General features: G+C 67.0%; 21 protein-coding genes. 9 read left to right on the forward strand and 12 right to left on the reverse strand.

The features are described from left to right. Positions 1–31: 31 nt before the first annotated feature. Positions 32–988, forward strand: coding sequence for a serine hydrolase (locus tag ACZ50J_RS14605; protein ID WP_464297879.1), 957 nt, complete (start codon positions 32–34; stop codon positions 986–988). Between the two features lie 4 nt (positions 989–992). Here ACZ50J_RS14605 and ACZ50J_RS14610 read toward each other — a convergent pair whose 3' ends face one another. Continuing rightward, a complete protein-coding gene (locus tag ACZ50J_RS14610; protein WP_464297880.1) occupies positions 993–1,127 on the reverse strand; it encodes a hypothetical protein in 135 nt (44 codons plus the stop codon). Between the two features lie 435 nt (positions 1,128–1,562). Between ACZ50J_RS14610 and ACZ50J_RS14615 the strand changes: the two genes are divergently transcribed. Further along, on the forward strand, positions 1,563–2,348 hold the full coding sequence (locus ACZ50J_RS14615; RefSeq protein WP_464297881.1) for a maleylpyruvate isomerase N-terminal domain-containing protein: 786 nt from the start codon (positions 1,563–1,565) through the stop codon (positions 2,346–2,348). 2 nt (positions 2,349–2,350) lie between these two features. On the opposite strand, the gene ACZ50J_RS14620 is transcribed toward ACZ50J_RS14615, so the two are convergent. The 3 genes from ACZ50J_RS14620 to ACZ50J_RS14630 all read right to left on the reverse strand — a co-directional run bounded on the left by ACZ50J_RS14620 (position 2,351) and on the right by ACZ50J_RS14630 (position 5,149). Beyond that, positions 2,351–2,716, reverse strand: a complete 366-nt coding sequence (locus ACZ50J_RS14620; protein ID WP_464297882.1) for a hypothetical protein — start codon at positions 2,714–2,716, stop codon at positions 2,351–2,353. Positions 2,717–2,729: 13 nt separating this feature from the next. Further along, a complete protein-coding gene (gene leuA / locus ACZ50J_RS14625) occupies positions 2,730–4,487 on the reverse strand; it encodes a 2-isopropylmalate synthase (RefSeq protein ID WP_464297883.1) in 1,758 nt (585 codons plus the stop codon). Positions 4,488–4,684: 197 nt separating this feature from the next. After that, positions 4,685–5,149: a MarR family winged helix-turn-helix transcriptional regulator gene (locus ACZ50J_RS14630; protein ID WP_464297884.1), complete on the reverse strand. Its 465-nt coding sequence runs from the start codon at positions 5,147–5,149 to the stop codon at positions 4,685–4,687. 125 nt (positions 5,150–5,274) lie between these two features. Between ACZ50J_RS14630 and ACZ50J_RS14635 the strand changes: the two genes are divergently transcribed. From ACZ50J_RS14635 to ACZ50J_RS14660, 6 genes are all read left to right on the forward strand, one after another. Beyond that, complete coding sequence (locus ACZ50J_RS14635; RefSeq protein ID WP_464297885.1) at positions 5,275–5,907, forward strand: hypothetical protein; 633 nt, start codon at positions 5,275–5,277, stop codon at positions 5,905–5,907. A gap of 60 nt (positions 5,908–5,967) precedes the next feature. Then, entirely contained in the window at positions 5,968–7,161 is a 1,194-nt protein-coding gene (locus ACZ50J_RS14640; RefSeq protein WP_464297886.1) for a sensor histidine kinase, read from the forward strand. 23 nt (positions 7,162–7,184) lie between these two features. Then, positions 7,185–7,814: a response regulator gene (locus tag ACZ50J_RS14645; protein ID WP_464301355.1), complete on the forward strand. Its 630-nt coding sequence runs from the start codon at positions 7,185–7,187 to the stop codon at positions 7,812–7,814. Between the two features lie 154 nt (positions 7,815–7,968). Beyond that, on the forward strand, positions 7,969–8,736 hold the full coding sequence (locus tag ACZ50J_RS14650; RefSeq protein WP_464297887.1) for an ABC transporter ATP-binding protein: 768 nt from the start codon (positions 7,969–7,971) through the stop codon (positions 8,734–8,736). Further along, a complete protein-coding gene (locus ACZ50J_RS14655) occupies positions 8,733–10,145 on the forward strand; it encodes an ABC transporter permease (protein WP_464297888.1) in 1,413 nt (470 codons plus the stop codon). Before ACZ50J_RS14650 ends, ACZ50J_RS14655 begins: the two co-directional genes overlap by 4 nt. A gap of 45 nt (positions 10,146–10,190) precedes the next feature. Beyond that, a complete protein-coding gene (locus tag ACZ50J_RS14660) occupies positions 10,191–11,342 on the forward strand; it encodes a M4 family metallopeptidase (RefSeq protein WP_464297889.1) in 1,152 nt (383 codons plus the stop codon). Here the strand turns inward: ACZ50J_RS14660 and ACZ50J_RS14665 are convergent, their stop codons facing one another. The 8 genes from ACZ50J_RS14665 to ACZ50J_RS14700 form a co-directional block, all read right to left on the reverse strand. Next, positions 11,343–12,089: a class I SAM-dependent methyltransferase gene (locus tag ACZ50J_RS14665; RefSeq protein WP_464297890.1), complete on the reverse strand. Its 747-nt coding sequence runs from the start codon at positions 12,087–12,089 to the stop codon at positions 11,343–11,345. Between the two features lie 72 nt (positions 12,090–12,161). Continuing rightward, complete coding sequence (locus ACZ50J_RS14670; protein ID WP_464297891.1) at positions 12,162–13,844, reverse strand: hypothetical protein; 1,683 nt, start codon at positions 13,842–13,844, stop codon at positions 12,162–12,164. A gap of 77 nt (positions 13,845–13,921) precedes the next feature. Then, positions 13,922–14,833: a GTPase Era gene (gene era, locus ACZ50J_RS14675; protein WP_464297892.1), complete on the reverse strand. Its 912-nt coding sequence runs from the start codon at positions 14,831–14,833 to the stop codon at positions 13,922–13,924. A gap of 46 nt (positions 14,834–14,879) precedes the next feature. Further along, positions 14,880–16,214 (reverse strand): hemolysin family protein, encoded by a 1,335-nt coding sequence (locus ACZ50J_RS14680; protein ID WP_464297893.1) that lies wholly within the window; start codon positions 16,212–16,214, stop codon positions 14,880–14,882. Between the two features lie 4 nt (positions 16,215–16,218). Then, positions 16,219–16,716, reverse strand: a complete 498-nt coding sequence (gene ybeY / locus ACZ50J_RS14685; protein ID WP_464297894.1) for an rRNA maturation RNase YbeY — start codon at positions 16,714–16,716, stop codon at positions 16,219–16,221. After that, the gene (locus ACZ50J_RS14690) at positions 16,713–17,810 is read right to left on the reverse strand and encodes a PhoH family protein (protein WP_464297895.1); all 1,098 of its coding nucleotides are present in this window, start codon (positions 17,808–17,810) and stop codon (positions 16,713–16,715) included. Before ACZ50J_RS14690 ends, ybeY begins: the two co-directional genes overlap by 4 nt. A gap of 266 nt (positions 17,811–18,076) precedes the next feature. Next, positions 18,077–18,253, reverse strand: coding sequence for a hypothetical protein (locus ACZ50J_RS14695; protein WP_464297896.1), 177 nt, complete (start codon positions 18,251–18,253; stop codon positions 18,077–18,079). Between the two features lie 139 nt (positions 18,254–18,392). Then, entirely contained in the window at positions 18,393–18,620 is a 228-nt protein-coding gene (locus ACZ50J_RS14700) for a cold shock domain-containing protein (RefSeq protein WP_464297897.1), read from the reverse strand. A 654-nt stretch (positions 18,621–19,274) separates the two neighbouring features. On the opposite strand from ACZ50J_RS14700, the gene ACZ50J_RS14705 reads away from it, so the two are divergent. Continuing rightward, complete coding sequence (locus ACZ50J_RS14705; RefSeq protein ID WP_464297898.1) at positions 19,275–19,661, forward strand: hypothetical protein; 387 nt, start codon at positions 19,275–19,277, stop codon at positions 19,659–19,661. The last annotated feature ends 585 nt before the right edge of the window (positions 19,662–20,246 follow it).

Consider the following 20,246-nt stretch of genomic DNA (forward strand, 5'->3'; position numbering starts at 1 on the left):
GTGCCGTCCTCGGACCACTATCGTGGTCCGAATGGTCAACCCCGCCGTGAGTCGCCGTTTGCTGGTTGCGGGCGGTCTCGGTGCGGGCGGCGTTGCCCTCGTGGGCGTCCTGAAGCACGAAGCACACGGCTCCGCCACACCCGCGGCCACGCGCACCACGACGGCGTCGCCGAGGCCTACCGCAGCCCCCGCAGCGACGCGATCCGAGAGCGCCACCCCGAGCGCGCCGACCACCGTGGCCACACCCCGAACTCCGGCCGAGCTGAGCGCCAAGCTCGAGGCATACGGCCGCAGCCGCGGTGCCACGTTCTCGGTCGCCCTGCGCGACCGTCGCAACCGCGCTGTCTACAGCCTCCGCGGGACCTGGCGCAGCGAGACGTTGAGCATCGTGAAGGTGCTGATCATGGCCACGGTGCTGCACGAGTGCCAGGAGCGCGGGACCAGCCTGACACCCCAGCAGGTCGGGCAGGCATCGGCGATGATCACTCGCAGTGACAATGATGCGGCCGACGCGCTGCTCACCTGGGTGGGTGTCGCGGAAGTGCGCGAGATCGCGAAGCGCTACGGGCTGGCCAGCACCGTCATACAGGCCGGCACCGAGGACGGCGAGGACGACTGGTGGGGCTACTCGACCACCACTGCCCTCGACCAGCTCCGACTGCTGACCGGTCTGCTCGGAGGCAGCAGCGTCCTGTCCACGGCCAACCGCAACTACCTGACCGGCCTGATGGGGTCGGTGACACCACCGCAGCGCTGGGGCATCTGCACGCCGCCGCTGCCCACGAATGTCCGGTGGACCACCAAGAACGGCTGGGGCGGCCGGGAGGACGGCTACCGGGCCAATTCGATCGGCCACATCTCCGGCAACGGCCGCGACTATGAGGCCGTCGTGCTGAGCAGGACACCACGGGATCGCGCGTATGCGCGCGACACCGTCAGTGGCATCTCGCAGATCCTGTATGACGCCATGGCGTCACCGCTGCACTGACCGCTCAGGAGCCGGCCGCGGCGATGACGATGATGACGATCGCGATGAGCAGCAGAACGCCGAAGACACCGAGGAAGACGCCCTTGCCCCCACGCTTCTGCTTGATCGGCCCCATCTTCCCCTTCACGAACTGCACCATCGGCGCCGCGTAGAAGACCGGCACCGACTGCCCGGGCTGGACGTCGACGACGTACGACGCCTGGCCGTACTTCAGCGTACGCGCTGACCGTGTGCCGCCCGGCGGGAACGGGCAACCTGTTCAGGCCGTATGACGCAGGGACCGGGAAGCCGTCGATCTGGACCTGCGGGGTGAGCATGTTCGAGGTGAGCGCGCTGCCCTGCAACGTCAGCTCGATCGTGCCCTCGGGGCCGAAGTGTCCCTGCGGCGGCCCCGGCTGCACGTAGCCCTGCGGCGGCTGCTGGTACGGGTATTGCTGCGGCAGCGGCGGATTCGCCCCTGGCCCCTGCCACGGGTTGTTCGACGGGTTCCCTGGTTGAGTCATGCCGGTGAGTGTAGGTGTCGCTCCGATATCCGGTCGCTCGTTGTCCGCAGGCACCTCTACTGTCCTTCGGTATGACGACCCTTGACTTCCTGACCACCATCCGCGACGAGTCCAGCCGTTTCCGTGCGGCGTTGGCGGACAGCCCGGACCGATCCGTGCCGACGTGCCCCGACTGGTCGACCGACGACCTGCTGTGGCATCTCGCCGAAGTCCAATGGTTCTGGGGCACGATCGTCGCCGAAAACGTCGATGACCCGGACGGGCTGAAGCACCCGCAGCGTCCGGAGGGACGCGAAGCCACGCTCGCCGCCTTCGACGACGCCACCCGGGCTCTGCAGGAGACACTGCGGGACACGCCGCCGGACGACCCGCGCTGGATGTGGACGGTGGACGAGGCGTTGCACACTGCGGGTTACATCCGCCGGCGACAGGCGCACGAGGCGCTGATCCACCGCATCGACGCCGAACTCACTGCGGGAGCCGTGGTTTCGGCGATAGACCCGTCGTTCGCCGCCGACGGCATCGACGAAGTGGTGGACGTCATGTACGGGCGGGACCACCCGCTCGTCACCTTCACTGCCGCCGAGGGACGCGTCGTCGAGTTGGCCGCCACCGATGTCGACCGCCGCTGGGTGCTGCAGCTCGGCCGTGAGACGGCCGACATCGACGGCGAGCACGTCGACGACGCCAACTTCCGCCCGGCGCCGAATGCCACTGCGAACGCGACGATCTCGGGCACCGCAGCCGACCTCGACCTCTGGCTCTGGAACCGCCCGACCGTCGGTGACCTCAGCCGCTCGGGCGACCCGGCGACACTGTCGGCCATCGATGAAGTGCTCGCCGAAGGCCTCCAGTAACGCTAACCCGCCTGCAAGATCTCCTGCAGCGCGGCGAGGTTGAGCGACTCGTCGTCCCGGACCACAGGCAGGCGGCGTATGCCGGGCCGTTCCTTGCTGAGCCGGTCGAGATTGTCGGCATACCAACGCATTTCGCCGGACGACACGTTGGCCTGCCACTGCTCGGCACCCAATCGTGACTCTCCGTCCAGCAGCACGACGACGAAATCGTAGCCCTCGCAGGCCTTTTCGAATCTCCTCAGCTGGTCCGGGTTCGCGACCAGCTGCGGTACGACCACATCGTGCCCGGTGGACAGATGCACCGGAATGATCCGCAACGCGAGAGCGCGCCCGCGCTCGGCGGTCTCCTCCCAGGGACCGCCGAGCAAGGTGCGCGGTCGCTCAACCCGCTTGCTCAGCCAACTCGGCGTCGCGCTCGGCCCGGTTGATGGCGGACAGGATCGCGGTGAGCGACGCCTTCACGATCGAGCTGTGCACGCCGACGCCCCAAATGACCCGGTCGCCGATCGCGCACTCGAGGTATGCCGCGGCGCGCGCGTCACCACCGGTCGACAGCGTGTGCTCGGCGTAGTCCAGCACCCGCACATCCACGTCGATCGTCGCGAGTGCCGCGGTGAACGCGTCGATCGGACCGTTGCCCTCCCCCTCGACGGTGATCTGTTTCCCGTGATCGGTCATCGTCGCGACGATGCGGTCGCGACCGTCCGAACCGCTCTCGAGGGTGTGCGTCACGGGCTGGAAGCGGCCCCAGGCGGATTCGCCCTCGCCGGTGCTCGGCAGGTATTCGTCCTGGAACACCTCCCACAGGTGCTCGGCCGTGACCTCGCCGCCTGCCGTGTCGGTGTGCTGCTGCACCACGGCGCTGAATTCGATCTGCAGTCGACGCGGCAGGTCGAGCTGGTGCTCGGTCTTGAGCAGATAGGCGACGCCGCCCTTGCCGGACTGGCTGTTGACCCGGACGACCGCCTCGTAGGAGCGGCCGACGTCGTGCGGGTCGATCGGCAGGTAGGGCACGCCCCAGACCAGGTCGTCGATCGACTTGCCGGTCTCCGACTCCTGTCGCTGCATGTCGGCGAAGCCCTTGTTGATGGCGTCCTGGTGCGATCCGGAGAAGGCGGTGAACACCAGGTCGCCGCCATACGGGTGACGCTCGTGGACCGGCAGCTGGTTGCAGTGCTCGACGGTCCGGCGGATCTCGTCGATGTTGGAGAAGTCGATCTGCGGATCGATGCTCTGGCTGAACAGGTTCAGGCCCAGGGTGACGAGGTCGACGTTGCCGGTGCGCTCGCCGTTGCCGAAGAGGCATCCCTCGATGCGGTCGGCGCCCGCCTGATAGCCGAGTTCGGCTGCGGCCACACCGGTTCCGCGGTCGTTGTGGGGGTGCAGGCTCAGCAGCACCGACTCGCGACGAGCGAGGTGGGCCGACATCCACTCGATGGAGTCGGCGTAGACGTTGGGTGTCGCCATCTCGACGGTCGCGGGCAGGTTGATGATCATCTGGTGATCCGGCGTCGGATCGATGATCTCGATGACCTCGTTGCAGATCCGCGCCGCGAACTCCAGCTCGGTGCCGGTGTAGGACTCGGGCGAATACTCGTAGTAGACGTCCGTGTCGGGGATGGTCTCCTCGAGCTTCTTGACCAGTCGTGCGGCCTGGGTCGCGATGTCGACGATGCCGTCCTGGTCCAGCCCGAAGACGACTCGTCGCTGCAGCACACTCGTGGAGTTGTAGAAGTGGACGATCGCCTGTTTGGCGCCACGGATCGCGTCGAAGGTCCGCTCGATCAGTTGGTCGCGGCACTGGGTGAGCACCTGGATCGTCACGTCGTCCGGGATGTGGCCGCCGTCGATCAGCTCTCGGACGAAGTCGAAGTCGGTCTGACTGGCGCTGGGGAAACCGACCTCGATCTCCTTGTAACCCATGCGTACCAGCAGGTCGAACATCCGCATCTTGCGCTCGGAGTTCATCGGGTCGATGAGCGCCTGATTGCCGTCACGCAGATCGACGGCACACCAGCGCGGCGCCTTGTTGATGATCTTGCTCGGCCATTGTCGGTCGGGCAGGTCGACCTTGATCTGCTCGTGGAAGGGGACGTACTTGCCGATCGGCATCGAGGTCGGCTGCTGGGGGTGCTTCATGTCTCGCCTTTACGGATGAGTGCTGGGCTTCGGCCCGGGCAGCAACGACACCGCGGCGAGGAAGGCCGAAACGTCAGGCCCCGCCGCGGCAACCAAGAAGAAGCACGTATGCCGCATGCACGCAGGCGACTTTACGGCACCGAGCAGAACCGTGTCCACGAGACGGACCTCACGTCCAGTAGGTGGACGTGGCCCGTTCAGTCGTCGCTGTGCCCCGGATGCACATCGGGGTCGAGACCGTGCCCGGCCGCCAGCTTGCCCAACAGCACGATCAACTCGCGCTGTTCGCGATCGTCCAGTGGGGCGAGGAGTTGCCGGTCCGCCCGCTCGGCTGCGACCCGGATGCGCGGCAACACCTGCTGGGCTGCCTTCGTCAGGTGCAGTTCGTGCAGTCGCCGGTCGGTCTTCTTGCGACGCCGTTCGACAAGTCCGCGCTTCTCCAACGAATCGATCATCACCACGACCCTGCTCGGGACGATGCCGAGACGCGTAGCGAGATCCCGCTGACTGACGGCCGGGTTGCGTGCAAGCAGCCGCAGTGTCCCGGCATCACCGGGTGACAACTCGAGCCCGGCAACAGCTTCGGCGAAGCCACGGGCGGCATACGTTCCCAACGCGGACAGCAGGAACGAGACGCGTCGACCTCTGCGGGTTTCACTCACGCGCACAAGGTAACCCATTGACAGAATCGTTCTGTATATGAATTATTCATTGCATGACCGAATCCGCCAATCGACCCACACCTCGAACCCACCCCACCGGCCCTCCTCCGGGAGTGGTCGCCGCCGTGAGCTTCGTACTCATGGTCGCCGGGCTGGCGGTCGGCGCGGCAATGTCCGGTGGCAACACCCTGTCGTCGCCATTCACATCGACGGCGGAAGTCGTCAATCACGTTGTCGCGCATCACAATGCAGTTCGAGCTTCGGCATTCTTCACCTTCGGTTCCGCGATCCCTCTCGCCATCTTCACCGCGACGGTCTACGCGCGTCAGTTGCGCCTCGGCGTCCGCGTACCCGGACCGGTCATCGCCCTGTCCGGCGGTCTGATCGCCGTCACCTCGCTGCTGTTCTCCGCCTTCGTCACCTATGTCGAGTCACGTCCCGAAGTCGGCTCGGACCACGTCCTCGTGCACGCCCTCGCGTTCCTGGCGTATGTCGGTGGCGGTCCCGGATACGTCGTCGGACTCGGGTTGCTCATCGCCGGCATCGCCGTGCCCGCGTACATCCTGCGTTTCGTCGCGCGACCGGTTGCGATCGCCGGCCTCGTGCTCGCAGTCCTCGCCGAACTCAGCTGGCTCTGCCTGCTCATCGAGCCGCTGCAACCACTGCTCCCCATCGGTCGATTCCTCGGCGGGCTATGGCTCATCGCCGCCGGATTCCTGCTGCCGGTCGATCGACAGCACGCGCGCCGCGACTCCTGAAGGCCGGCCTACATCCCGCGGCGGATGCGACCCGCATCCGTGTCCGTCACACTGGAGCGCATGCCACAGATCTGGGAGCAGGGCCGACCCACGCGTCGGCAGCTGATCTTCGATCTCGGTTGCGCGGCCGGGTTCGCGGTGCTGCTGGGCTTGCTCTACGCGCAGGTTGCGATCGCTCAGGTCGTGGTCGTTCTCGTGCTGGCCGCAGCACTCGCGGTCCGTCGCCTCAGCCTCCCTGCGATGGTGCTGCTCGGAGCGACTGCGGCGATCATCCAGTTCGCCCATCCGGGCTGGTCACTGCAACTCTTCGTCGCCGACGTGGCGTATGCCGCACTCTTCTTCGTGCTGGGGGCGCACCCACGACTCGCGGTGCGTCGCTTCGGCGCGATGGCCGGTGGGGCCGGTTGCGTGCTGTTGCTGGCCTGGATGTGCAGTTTCGTCAACACGGACATGTCCACGAAGGAACGACTCTTCGCCGCGATCGCGGTGACCGGACTCGCAGCGCTGGTGTGCGGCGGCGGCTGGGTCGGCGGCTATCTCCGGCTGCAGCGGCGACGTTCCATCCAGGCCGAACTCGACCGGGTCGAGCAACGTCGGCTCGCCGAGAGTTACGAGCACGAGCTGCAACGCAGCCGCGTCGCCGCCGACATGCACGACATCGTCGCCCACTCGTGGGCGGTCGTGGCCGCGCAGGCCGATGGTGCGCGGTACGCCCTCCGCACCAGCCCCGACGACACCGAACAGGCACTCGAGGTCATCGCCGAGACCGCCCGGTCGACCATCGCCGATCTGCGCACGATCCTCGCCGAGTTGCGGGACAACGACGTCGAGCGGTCGACACCCGGCTACGAGCAGCACGAACGGCTCATGCAACGGATGCGCTTGACCGGCATGCAGATTGACGAACAGCGCACCGGCGAGGCTCCCACCTCCTCGCTGATCGCGCTGACCGCCTACCGTCTGCTGAGCGAGGCACTCACCAACGCGCTCAAGCACGGCGACCTGGGTCGGCCCGTCATCGTCCGACAGGACTGGACGAGCGGCTATCGGCTGCACGTCGTCAACACGGTCGGCATCCGAGGAGACGGCACCGGGCACGGCATCATCGGCATGATGGAGCGTGCCACCATCTCCGGCGGCCACCTCGAGTCACGACAGGTCGGTGACGAGTGGGTCGTCGATGCCGTCATACCCGATCCACAACGCAGCGGGGCGGACGCCGCGCAGAACACCAAGGAGTCGGCCACCAGGTGACGAACCAACCGATCCGCGTTGCGATGATCGACGACCAGGCGCTCTTCCGCAGCGGCCTGCGCCTGGTCATCGGCAGTCAGCCCGACCTCACGGTTGTCGGCGAGGCGGCCGACGGCGCCGACGCTCTCGACGTGGTGCAGCGCACCTCCCCCGACGTCGTACTGATGGATGTTCGTATGCCGCGGGTCGACGGCGTGACCGCCACGCGCACCCTCTGCGAGAAGCTCGGCGCGAAAGCCCCGAAAGTGTTGGTACTCACGACATTCGACCTCGATGCCGCAGTGGCCGACGCCATCGACGCCGGGGCCAGCGGGTTCCTGCTCAAGGACGCCCAGCCCGAGTTCCTGCTCGGCTCCATTCGCGCCGTCGCCGCCGGCAGCCAGGTCGTCGCGGCCAGCGCGACCAAGTCGCTCTTCGAACGCTTCCGCACCAGCCAGAGCCGCCTCCCCGGGAGCGAGTACGAGCAGCTCACGGCACGCGAACGCGAGATCATGCTGCGCGCCGCCGAAGGTATGTCGAACGCCGAAATCGCTTCTGCCGAATACCTTTCCGAGGCAACCGTCAAGACACACATGTCGCGCATCCTGGCCAAGCTGCAACTACGCGATCGGGTGCAACTGGTCGTCTACTGCTACGAGCACGGCCTGCTCTGACCCACGAAGCTGGTCGAGTAGGGCGAGCCGCTAGGCGAGCCCGTATCGAGACCGTGAGATGTATGACGTGGGACTCGTCATACATCTCAGGATGTAGCCGTTTTCGCTCTTGCGCCGGATGTGCCGGACAGCCGGCAACCGCGACGCTGGAGGCATGTTCACCACACCCACGCCCAACGACCCCGCGGTCGTGTCCTTCCGAGAAGTCAGCAAGAGCTACGGCACCGGCGCCGGCGCGGTGCACGCACTCGCCGAGGTCGACGTCGACATCCGGCGCGGTGAATTCACCGCGATCATGGGCCCGTCCGGCTCCGGCAAGTCCACCTTCATGAACGTCGCCGCCGGACTGGACGACGTCACGGCCGGTGGCGTCTTTCTCGACGGGCAGCCGTTGCACGCCATGGACGACACCGCACGGACGATGCTCCGCCGCCGACAGGTCGGCTTCATCTTCCAGTCGTTCAACCTGGTCCCGACGCTCACGGTCGCGGAGAACATCGTGTTGCCGTTCCAACTCGCGGGCCATCGGGTGACTCCCGACGAGCGGCAGTGGATCGACCACCTGGTCAGCGTCCTGGGACTCGACCAGCGGACCGGCCACAAACCCGCCGAACTCTCCGGCGGTCAGCAGCAACGCGTCGCCATCGCACGTGCCCTGGCATCGCGTCCGGCAATCATCTTCGCGGACGAGCCCACCGGGAACCTCGACACCCGGTCCTCCAGTGAAGTGCTGCAGCTGATGCGTTCTGCCGCAACGGAATACGGTCAGACGATCGCAATGGTCAGCCACGACCCGATCGCCGCGTCATACGCCGATCGAGTGCTCGTCCTCGCGGACGGCCGCGTCGTCGCGGACCACGGCCGGCTCTCGCCGCAACAGATCTCCCAGCTACTCCTCACCGCCGAAGGAGCAATCGCATGAGCACCCCGCGCACGAAGCGCAACCTGGTCCTCGGATCGCCACGGGAACTCGGCACGGTCGGCCTGGTCGCCGGTCTCTCCGGTGCGTATGCCGGGGCACTACTCACCTGCAGCAGCATGGTGTCGGCGATCAACTCCGGCGAGGGTGGCTCGGTCGGGGTGCTCCTCGCCGTCGTCTCCACCGTCTTCATCGGTATGGCGCTGTATGTCGCCGCCGTCGTCATCTCCGCCGGAGTCACCACGGTGATTGCCGGACGACTGCACCACATCGCCACCCTGCGGTTGCTCGGCGCCAGAAGCACTGACCTGCGCCGGTCGGTGACCGGGAGCACGGCACGAATCTGCTTGATGGGCAGCGTGATCGGCGTGTTGCTGGCGACGCTGCTGACCGATCTCACCCGTGTCGTCCTCGTGGAACAGGACCACCTCCCGAGCAACGTCGACTACCCGTGGTTCTCCACCGGGTCGATCGTCGCGGTGCTCGCGATCACCGGCGTGGCAGCAGTGGCCGGATGGGCCGGCTCACGCCGGGTCCTGGAGGTCTCGCCCGCGCAGGCACTCGCCGGCACCTCCGGTGCCCGGACCGACACCAAGGCCGTCTCGCGGCTTCGCCTGGTCTGCTCCGTGACGCTGATCATCGTCGGCGTCATACTCTTCGCACTCGCGATGGCGCTCGGCGAACGCGGCGGGGCAGCCGGCTTCTTCATGGCGTTCCTCGCCGCGTGCGTGACGTCCACCGGCCTGCTGGCCGGCGCTCGACTGGTCCTGCCCTGGTCTGTCTCCCAGATCGGCAAGCTCGTCGGAGCCGACGCGGCAAGCAACATCGCGCGTCGGAATGCGGTGGCCGATCCGGCTCGTACGACACGCTCCACTCTCGGACTGTTCATCGGTGTCGCCCTGGTGACGACGATCGCCTCGGGCACCGCCGCCCTGCAGAGCTCGGTGAATTCCTGGGACGGTCTGAGCGCCCACCAGCGCGAGGTCGCGCACACGATGCTCTCGGTCGCCTCGACCGTGACGATCATGGTCGGGGTCGTGTCGTCCCTCATCGCCGCCGTCGGCTTCGTCAGCACCATGTCGCTCACGGTCATCCAGCGACGCCGCGAGCTGGGCCTGCTCCGAGCACTCGGGTTCACCGGCGCCCAGGTCCGCTCGATGATCACCAAGGAGTCGGTGGCGATGTCGGCGGCAGCGACAGCGGCGGGTATCGCCGTCGGACTCTGCTACGGATCGGCGAGCGCCCAGGCGCTGGTCGGCGTCGAGACGTCCGGCTTCGTATGGGGCCTGCCCTGGCTGGTCCTCGTCGCCATCGTGCTCGGCGCGGTGGCCGTCATCCTGCTCGCGTCCCAGCCGCCCGCGCGGCGGGCCATCGCGACCTCCCCGGTCACTGCCCTGCGTGTCGACGCCTGATCCGTCACCCGCCGATTGTCAGCGGGCGGGTCCACCATGGATTCCATGAGTTGCTGCCAGATCGTCCCACCGCACCTGCTCGCCCGGCTGGCCGAGGCCGCCGAGCCGGAGGTCGCTCGAGCCGCCCAGCGCACCCTGGCCGTCAGTCGGTTGCATGCCGACCAGCGCGCCGTGCGCAGCGCTCAGGTGACGACCGACGGCGGCACGGGTGCGTCGGGGCTGATCCCACCGGACCTGCGCGAGCGCGCCGAGCAGTCCGGCGACTACCAGTTGCCCGCCGATACCGTTCGCTCCCAAGCCGATTCAAGTCCGCCGTTCCGCCCGGACCGCACCGTCTACGACGCCCAACACGGCACCGACCTGCCCGGCACGAAGCAGCGCGGCGAGGGCGATCCGGCGAGCGCGGACGAGTCGGTCAACGAGGCCTACGACGGGCTCGGTCAGACGTTCGCGCTCTACGCCGACGCCTACAACCGCAACTCGCTCGACGGCAAGGGGCTACCGCTGATCGCGTCGGTCCATTACGACCGCAACTTCGACAACGCCTACTGGGACGGCGAGCAGATGGTCTTCGGCGACGGCGACGGCGTCTACTTCAGCTCCTTCACCGACTCGGTCGACGTCATCGGCCACGAGCTGACCCACGGTGTCACGCAATACACCGCCGGACTGACCTATGTCGGCCAGTCGGGAGCGCTCAACGAGTCGATCTCCGACTGTTTCGGGTCGATGGTCAAACAACGCGCGCTCGGCCAGTCGGCAGCCGACGCCGATTGGCTGATCGGCGCCGGACTCTTCACCGCGAAGGTGCACGGTGTGGCGCTGCGGTCGATGAAGGCGCCCGGCACCGCGTATGACGACCCGCATCTCGGCAAGGACCCGCAGCCCGCGGACATGAGCGGCTACCAGGACCTGCCGCACGACCAATCGCACGACAACGGTGGTGTGCACATCAACTCCGGCATACCCAACCACGCGTTCTATCTCGCGGCGACCGCCATCGGCGGTAACTCCTGGGAGGGCGCCGGGCGGATCTGGTACGACGTGCTGACCAATGCCAACCTGCCGAAAGACGTTGATTTCAAAGGCTTCGCAGCGGCATCCATCAAGTCGGCGAGCACAGTATTCGGCGCCGGAAGCGCCCAGGAGCAGGCCGTCCAGCAGGCCTGGATCGACGTGCAGGTGCTCGGCGCCTGACTACCGCTTGATGTCGGGCAGCCGCCGGATCGCGAAGTAGCGTTCGTCGATCTCCTCGATGCCGAACTGCCCGATCGGCACTTCGCCGAGCACGATCTCCTCGTCGAGCCCGAAGGCATGGATGGTCGAGACCACTTCACGGACCTGGTCGCCGTCGCGCAGCACCCGGAAGGTGTTGGTGATCTCCACCCGACCGTCGCCCACCGGCTGTGCCTCGAACCACCGCTGGTACTCCATCCGGCCCATGGCGGCGGACTGCACGAGCGATCGTTCGACCGGCTCCTCGGGCACTCCGCCATACGAACGGCTCATCAGGATCGGGGCGCCCGGCACGAGCACCTGCGCCATCCGCTGCCAGAACGCCTCGCGGGCCCGGCCGCCGAGGAAGTAGATGACGTTGAACAGCAACGCTCCACCGCACCGATCCGGCAACCAGGCGTCCAGGATCGGCTCGGCAAGGACGGTGGTGCGAGCGCGCAGGTCCTCGCGCTCGGCGATGCGCAGCATCTGCAGCGAGCGAGTGAGCGGCTCCGGTTCGACGGAGATGATCTCGGCCTCGGGGAACCGCTCGCCGAGGGTGACCGTGGTCAGTCCACTGCCCGAGCCGATGTCGATCAGCGGTAGCTGCGGGAGCAATCCCGCTGCCTCCCAAGGGATTCCGTGAACGTAGTCGCGCTCGGGATCCACGGGCAGCCGCAACACTTCACCGAACTCGGCCCAGACAAGACTCTCCCGATCACGCGCCATGATCATTCATCTTGCTGCATGTGGGCGTTCACTCGTCGGCCACCCCCTCACGACGACGGTTCGACCGAGCGCTCACTCCTCCGGCGGGACGAGGTAGATCCTGAATTCGTTGTCGCCCTGGTGGACCGTTCCCATGGCCTGCGCGTCCTCCGGTGCCGTGATCTCCGTCGTCTCGTCGTTGAGCCAGAGCACGACGACCCGCACGGCATCCTTGGGCGCCCGATCGCTGCTGCGGAACGCCGTGTCGTCATGACCCTGGATCGCCGGCGGCAGGTAAACGTCGTATCCGTCGTTGCGCAGTGCGAGGCCGAGCGATGGCGAGATCTCGAAGACGGGACCGAGGCCGCTGCCGTGGACCGCGATCGAGCGCGCCGACCCGTCCGCGGCGGGCCACTGCGGCATGGCGTCCACGATCTGCCGCTCCACCGCACGCACATCCCGGCCGACCGCGATCTCGCCCTCCGACGTGGTGGTCGCGTGTGCCGTGAGGACCAGACCGGACACCCCGAGCGCGCATGCCGCGACGGCGGCGGTGCCGATCAGCGGCGGCCGGATCCATCGTCTCGACAGCGCCATACGCACGCGTGCGACGGCATACCCCAGCAGTACCACCAGGCCGAACGCACCGACGGGTGCGCCGGCGGCCACCATCCATGGCTCGGCGAAGTAGGCGGTGTGCGGCACCATCACGATCTGTATGACGAAGAGGGCGATCCCGACCAGCGCGATCCGGGCCGCCATGGTCAGCGCCCGTTGCGTTCCGGGCACTCGGCGTCCCCACGCGACCGGGAGAAGCGCCGCCGTGCCGAGCGTTGCGATCACCTTTGCCGCAGCTCCGGACGCGTGCGGGACCATCCCCTTCGCGATCTGCTCGAACCGGTCGACGTCGGGCCTGGCAACCCCGGGCAGCGTCTTGATCCGCATCTGGTCGATGAGGCTGCTGAAGTTGTTCGGGTGGTAGGTCAGCAACTCGATGACGACCGGCAGCCACAGCAACGCCGTCGCGACAACGCACAGCCACATCGATCGGCTCAGTCGCGTGCGCGACACACCATGCGGCAGCCAACCACGTGCCGGCCACCAGGCATCACGTTCACGACGCCACGCACGTGCACCGACCACCAGTAGGACGAGCGTCAGCCCCACGACGAGGTATCCGTAGGACAGGTGAGACTGCAGCGCGATCGTCCCGGCCAGCGCGAAGACCGGCCATCTCTCGCGACGTCCACCGACGAATTCGGTTGCCACGAAAAGCATCAGCAGGATCATCAGCAACGGCGGGAACGGGTTGAACGGCCGGAAGAGCAAGCCGACCCCGATGTGCAATGCCGTGACCAGGGCGGCGAACGCAGCCGCCACGGCCCCGGACAGGCCGCCGAGCCGATGACCGACCTGCACGGTGGCCGTGGCGGTGATGCCGTTGACCAGGGCGACCCCGACGAGGATGCCCAACGCGCTGAAGCCGAACGGCACCGCACCGATGGACGTCACGTAGTAGAGCGCCGGACCGGGGTGATGCGGATAGACGCCGGTGAATCCGAGCGTGCTCGCCCACGGACCCATCACCCGAGGGTGACCGGTCCAGATGTCGCGCATGGCCATCGCCGTGAACGCGTCGTCGTTCGTCGGCCACCAGTCACGGGCGTTGAGCACTAACACGGTCGCCACGATCGGCACGAGCACGGAGGCGAGGATCAGCCGATAGGCCACGCGTTCGTATGCCGTCGGCACTCGGCCACGGATCGGCCGGGACATCGGCTGCTCAATCCTCCGGCTGCAGGACGGACCGAACAAGCCACTGCCGAGCCGCCGATGAGGGACGAGTCGTCACCTCAGAAGCCGAGCTTCGACAACTGGTTGGGGTCGCGCTGCCAATCCTTGGCGATCTTCACGTGCAGGTCCAGGAAGACCTTCTGCCCGAGCAGTTCCTCGATGGCGGTCCGTGCCCGGGTGCCGACATCACGCAGCCGCGAGCCGCCGCGACCGATGATGATCGCCTTCTGGCTGGACCGCTCGACGAAGATGTTGACCCGGACGTCCATCAACGGGCGATCGACGGGCCGGCCCTCACGCGGCAGCATCTCCTCGACGACGACCGCGATGCTGTGCGGGAGCTCGTCACGCACGCCTTCCAGTGCCGCCTCCCGCACCAGCTCGGCGACCATCACGTCATCGGGCTCGTCGGTCAGCACGCCGTCCGGGTAGAGCTTGGGTGACTCCGGCAGGTACTTCATCAGCACCTCGAGGACGGTCTCGACCTGCTCGCCGCCGGTGGCCGAACACGGCACGATCTCCTGCCAGTCGCCCAGCTGGTCGATGGCCAGCAGGTGTTGCGCCAGCCGGTCCCGATCGACGGTGTCGGACTTGGTCGCCAGCGCCACCACCGGGCGCTTGCGGCCACGCCGCAGCTCGGCGAGTTCGGCGGCGATGAACTGGTCCCCCGGTCCGATCCGCTGGTCGCACGGCAGGCAGAAGCCGATCACGTCGACGTCCATCAATGTCTCGCGCACGACGTCGTTGAGCCGCTGACCCAGGAGGGTGCGCGGCTTGTGCAGCCCGGGGGTGTCCACCAGGATCAGCTGACCTTCATCGGTCGTCGCGATGCCGCGGATCGTGTGCCGGGTCGTCTGCGGCTTGCTGGAGGTGATCGCGACCTTCTGCCCCACCAGGGCGTTGGTCAGCGTCGACTTGCCGGCGTTCGGGCGCCCGACGAGACAGGCGAATCCCGCGCGATACTCACTCATTGCCGTACATCCTTTGCTGACTTCCGCCGACGTGGCCCATCCTGCGTCAATCCTGCTGTATGGCGGCCGGAACCGCCGCATCCGCCCCGGTTTCGGCGCGGTTGACGTCCCGCTCCCCCGCGTCCTCGAGCGGCTCCATCCGCCGCACGATCACCGTTGCGATCTGGTGGCGACGACCGGCGAGCCGCTCAGCGACCAGTCGCAGACCCTCCAGCTCGGCGGTCGCGCCCGGGATCGGCACCCGCCCGACCAGCTTGGCCAACAGGCCACCGACCGTCTCGACGTCGTCGTCCTCGATCGTGACGTCGAAGTATTCGGCCAGGTCGTCGACCGACATACGAGCCGGGACACGGACGGTTCCGTCCGGCAACGGCTCGGGGCCCGGTGTCACGCGGTCGTATTCGTCGTCGATCTCGCCGACGACCTCTTCGATGATGTCCTCGAGGGTCACCAGCCCGGCGGTGCCGCCATACTCGTCGATCACGATGGCGAAATGCCTTCTGGCCAGCTGCATCTCGCGCAGCAGATCGTCGGCCGGCTTGCTGTCCGGCACGAACGTCACGTCCCGCATGACGGAGACGACCGGCTGGTCGAGCATCTCGTCGTGACGGAAGACCCGGGCGGCGACATCCTTGAAGTAGAGGACGCCGTCGATGGCGTCCGGGCTGCCCACGGCCACCGGGACCCGGGAAAAGCCGGACCGCAGGAACAACCGCATCGCCTGGCCAAGCGTCTTGCTCGCATCGATGGTCAGCATGTCCGGACGCGGCACCATCAGCTCGCGCACGACCGTCTCGTCGAGCTCGAAGACCGACTGGATCATCTTCCGCTCGTCGTCCTCGATGAGCTCCGAATCCGTTGCCAGGTCGACGTATTCGCGCAGCTCTTCCTCCGTGTCGAACGGGCCGTCACGGTAGCCGCGACCGGGCGTCACCGCATTGCCGACTGCGACCAGCGCGCGCGCGATCGGTCCGAGGATGCGGTGCAACCAGAGCACGATCGGTGCCGTGCTCAGCGCCACGGCGATGGCGTGTTGGCGACCGAGGGTGCGTGGGGACACTCCGACGAGCACGAACGACACGATCGCCATGACGACGATCGCGATCAGCAGCGCGATCCAGAAGCTGTCGATGGCCTCCCGCACGCCGAGCGTGACGAGCACGGCGGCGGTGGCTTCGGCGGCGACGCGCAGGAACGCGAGGACCATGGCGACCGCGGAGCTGTCCTCGACGAGCTTGCCGAGGGCGTCCGCGCCGCGGCGCTTCTGCTCCACCAGGTCCTCGGCCGTATGGCGCCCGATCCGGCCGAGCGACGAGTCGACCGCCGCGAAGCCGAAGCCGAGCACCACGGACAGCAGTGCCGCGATGAGGAGAAGGATCATGAGTTCACTCGCCGGTCGGCGGAATGATGCGCACGTCCTCACCCTGCCGTTCCCGGCCGGCCAGGAAGGTGAGCAGCAGGGTGCGCTGCAGCGAGAACATCTCGCGACGCTCGTCCGGCTCGGCGTGATCGAATCCGAGCAGGTGCAACAGACCGTGGACGGTCAGCAGCAACAGCTCCTCGGCGGTCGTATGGCCTGCCGCCGCAGCCTGTTTCGCGGCCACCGTCGGGCACAGCACGATGTCGCCGAGCACGCCCTCGACCGGTTCGTCGCCGGTCTTGCCGGGACGCAGCTCGTCCATCGGGAAGCTCATGACATCGGTCGGACCGGGCAGGTCCATCCACTGCTTGTGCAGGATCTCCATCGCGGCCTCGTCAATGATGCCGATGTAGAGCTCCACCTCCGGGTGCACGTTGAGCTCACCGAGGACGTGCACCGCGCAGTCGCGCAACTCGGGCAGATCGACCTCGAAGTCGGTCTCGTTGAGTAGATCGATGCTCACGAGCGATCCCGCCGTTCGGCGCGTACGACGTTGCTCGGCCGGGCGGATGCGCCGCGCGCGTCGAACTCCTCGTAGGCCTCGACGATGGCGCTGACCAACCGGTGTCGCACCACGTCCTGCGCGGTCAACCGGGAGAAGTGGATGTCCTCGACGTCCTCCAAGATGTCCTGCACCACCCGCAGACCGGAGGTCGTACCGCCGGGCAGGTCGACCTGCGTGACGTCCCCGGTCACGACCATCTTGGAGCCGAATCCGAGCCGGGTGAGGAACATCTTCATCTGCTCGGCCGAGGTGTTCTGGGCCTCGTCCAGGATGATGAAGGCGTCGTTCAGGGTGCGACCGCGCATGTATGCCAAGGGGGCGACCTCGATCGTGCCGCTGGCCATCAGCCGCGGGATCGAGTCGGGGTCGATCATGTCGTGCAGCGCGTCATACAACGGCCGCAGGTAGGGGTCGATCTTGTCGTTCAGCGTGCCGGGCAGGAAGCCGAGTCGCTCGCCGGCCTCGACGGCGGGGCGAGTCAGGATGATCCGGTTGACCTGCTTGGCCTGCAGCGCGGCGACCGCCTTCGCCATGGCCAGATAGGTCTTGCCGGTGCCGGCCGGTCCGATGCCGAAGACGACCGTGTGATCGTCGATCGCGTCGACATACTCCTTCTGGCCGAGGGTCTTGGGCCGGATCGTGCGGCCGCGGCTGCTGACGATGTTCATCGTCAGCACGTCCGCCGGACGCTCCCGAGTTCGCCCACGCAGCATGCCGATCGAGCGCTCGACGGCGTCGCGGTTGAGTTGCTGACCGGCGTCGAGCACCGTCAGGAGTTCGTCGAGCAACTCCTCGACGAGTGCCATGTCGGCCGGCGGTCCGGCGAGGTGGAAGACGTTGCCCCGCACATGGATCGTCAGCTTCGGGAACGCCCGCTCCATCGTGCGCAACAACTCGTCGCGCGGTCCGAGGAGGGTCACCATCGACACGTCCGGCGCGATCTCGACGGTGTGCTCGGCCTGGACATCGCCCGGCACGCCGTGGCCGTGGGCGGTGTCGCCGGTCGGCCGGTTCAGCGCTCCGAGCTGGGCATCATGATCGTCACTTGTCATCGTGTGACCATTCTACGGGCGCAGCACGGCACACTCGAATCGTTTCCCTCCCACTCGTGGGCGTGCGTTTCGAGGGCTCGTACGGGTAATGCGCAACGGTTTCCGTATGACGCCCCGATCCCGGTGACTGGATGCGAACGGAGCTGGCGGTACCGGCGCGGGCACGCCGCGTCCCTGGGATGCAGGTTCACCGACTGTGGAACGTCGAGCGGGGCAGGTTCGGCGCTGCCGTAGGACCGGCCGCGGGTCGGATAGTCGCTGGACGCTTAGTCGTCCTCGTCATCCTCACCAGCGGGATGGAGTCGTTCGCTGATACGACTCGCGCCCATCGCCGCCGCGAACGTGATCGCGAGTTCGACGTACCAGGGGTCTGTGAACTTGATGGCGAGCATCGTGATGACGGCGAACACCAACCAGACCAGGTAGCTGACCGCGCGTTGCATGGCGCGAAGCCTATGGGTGTCGCCAGCCTCCAGCAGACCGAATGGCGCGTATCCGCGAACATGAACTTGTTGTCGGTCGCAGCCAACTACAGGCTGCGATGGACGATCCTGTACCGGGCGGTCTCGGAGTGAGATCGGGCTAGTCGCTCACTGTCACGTTGTGTGCTCGATAGACACATCCGTCCTGACCGCTCGGGAAGTGCTCACATTCGAAGCGAACCACTTGCCCGGGCCGAAGAGATCGGTAGCCGTCCATCACGACCGAGGAGAAATGGGCAAAGACGTCCGACTCGACCTCGGCAGAACACAACACTCCCCAGCCCTCCTCGTCGTTCCAGCTGACGACGCTACCGACGACGACCCTCACGACAATCGATCGTAGGCCGACGACGCAGGTGAACGATCCTTTTGTGGCACGCTCCGCGTGACAATCGCCATACGGCGGCGTGTCCTGCGTGGGGCGGCATTGCGTCGCGCTTGCTTCGCGCTCAACGTTCTGCGCGCAGAACGGTCGCGTGCGATCCTGGGTTTCATGCCCCAAAGGTGGCTTTGCGCGACGGCGGTCATCGCGACGCTGCTGAGCGCCTGCAGTTCTCCAGGTGAAAGCCCAACCCGTAGCCTGCGGCCGATCACCGTGACGATCGGCATCGTGTACGCCGGTGGTCCGGCACCCGGCAACTCCAAGCAACTCGTACCCGGAACCATCCGCCTGCGAGGCTCTGGGACTGACAAGTCCCAGGCGGTCGCCAACGGTCAGATCGCGACCTTCTCGGTGCAGCCGGGTCGGTACACCGCAACTGCCCGAAGCGGAGATGCCCGGTGCGCCGACATGAATGTCAGGGTGTCGACCCGCACGTCCGGAAAGGCGGCGCCGATTCTAGTTCGGTGCCACGTCAAGTAAGCCCAACTCTCGAGCAGTGACCGCGTACCGATCCGCATGCGGAACCCTGTATGAGGCCACTGCGGCGCAGCACGGCGCCTGACATGATTTCCCGGTCAGTTGGACGATAAGGAACTGCCCGTGTCGAGCGCATCTGCCGTGGATTGGGACAACCTGCGCAGCATGTTGCGTTCCGCGATCGACGATCCGAGTGTGAGCGACTGGTTCTCCAGCGTCATCCCTCTTACCGATGTCCATCCGCCGGTGACCGCGTGGTCAGATGTGCTGGACCTGATCGCAGACACCTTTGCTGACGACGTCTGCGCGACAACCAGTCGCCGCGACCGCAAGGGCGCCACGTCATGGCAAGACCTCGCGACCACGACCCGGGTCGCCAGTTGGGTCGACGTCCTACTGCACGATCTATGGAGCAACGACGAGGACGACCCACGGCCGACCATGCCCGGTCACGTCCTTCGACAACTGCACGCGGCGATCCAACGGACGCGCACAACACCGGACGAATGACCCATGCGGAAGCACACCGCCTGGTGCGCAGGTCATCCATCGAGTTGTACGCCCTGCCAGTTGTCGGAGCCCGCGTTCGGCCATGGGCATAGGCGGTTCGCCACGTCTTTGAGAACCGTGGGCGCATAGTCCGCGCCGGCCCCTGATCCAGTGGGTCATCGGTCTTCAGTTGCACGTACCCAATCCGCGGTCCAGTACACCCGGCAACCTTGTGGACAACGGCAGCCACGAGAGTGGGGATGTGGATAACACTCGTGCGTGAAAAGCGTTGTGCAGCAACCATATCCATGAGATAATCGAACACATGAACGACATACAGCAGGACGCAAGCGAGGGCGTTGCGGACGCCCTCGACGCACCTGCCGTGCGTGCCTTCCACGACCGGCTCGACGCCCCGATCACCGGTGGCGACCTGCTCGCGGAGCTGCGGGCGTGTGAGGAGTTGAAGAACGCCCTGTCCGCCCGACAAGCCCGCCTTGCCGTGGCCGTGCACGAGAACCAGTCGGCACGTGACATACCGCGCGGCATCAACAAGGCCGACACCGCCCGCCAGGCCGGCGCCCAGGTGGCGCTCGCCCGGCGCTG

It is taken from the genome of Flexivirga sp. G2 (assembly GCF_055397625.1).

Coding starts and splice junctions, on each gene's coding strand:
- ACZ50J_RS14605 (WP_464297879.1), top strand. CDS start 32: ATGGTCAACCCCGCCGTGAGTCGCCGTTTGCTGGTTGCGGGCGGTCTC.
- ACZ50J_RS14610 (WP_464297880.1), bottom strand. CDS start 1,127: ATGGTGCAGTTCGTGAAGGGGAAGATGGGGCCGATCAAGCAGAAGCGT.
- ACZ50J_RS14670 (WP_464297891.1), bottom strand. CDS start 13,844: ATGTCCCGGCCGATCCGTGGCCGAGTGCCGACGGCATACGAACGCGTG.
- ACZ50J_RS14680 (WP_464297893.1), bottom strand. CDS start 16,214: ATGATCCTTCTCCTCATCGCGGCACTGCTGTCCGTGGTGCTCGGCTTC.
- ACZ50J_RS14660 (WP_464297889.1), top strand. CDS start 10,191: ATGAGTTGCTGCCAGATCGTCCCACCGCACCTGCTCGCCCGGCTGGCC.
- leuA (WP_464297883.1), bottom strand. CDS start 4,487: ATGAAGCACCCCCAGCAGCCGACCTCGATGCCGATCGGCAAGTACGTC.
- ACZ50J_RS14695 (WP_464297896.1), bottom strand. CDS start 18,253: ATGCAACGCGCGGTCAGCTACCTGGTCTGGTTGGTGTTCGCCGTCATC.
- ACZ50J_RS14645 (WP_464301355.1), top strand. CDS start 7,185: ATGATCGACGACCAGGCGCTCTTCCGCAGCGGCCTGCGCCTGGTCATC.
- ACZ50J_RS14655 (WP_464297888.1), top strand. CDS start 8,733: ATGAGCACCCCGCGCACGAAGCGCAACCTGGTCCTCGGATCGCCACGG.
- ACZ50J_RS14615 (WP_464297881.1), top strand. CDS start 1,563: ATGACGACCCTTGACTTCCTGACCACCATCCGCGACGAGTCCAGCCGT.
- ACZ50J_RS14640 (WP_464297886.1), top strand. CDS start 5,968: ATGCCACAGATCTGGGAGCAGGGCCGACCCACGCGTCGGCAGCTGATC.
- ACZ50J_RS14690 (WP_464297895.1), bottom strand. CDS start 17,810: ATGACAAGTGACGATCATGATGCCCAGCTCGGAGCGCTGAACCGGCCG.
- era (WP_464297892.1), bottom strand. CDS start 14,833: ATGAGTGAGTATCGCGCGGGATTCGCCTGTCTCGTCGGGCGCCCGAAC.
- ACZ50J_RS14650 (WP_464297887.1), top strand. CDS start 7,969: ATGTTCACCACACCCACGCCCAACGACCCCGCGGTCGTGTCCTTCCGA.
- ACZ50J_RS14665 (WP_464297890.1), bottom strand. CDS start 12,089: ATGGCGCGTGATCGGGAGAGTCTTGTCTGGGCCGAGTTCGGTGAAGTG.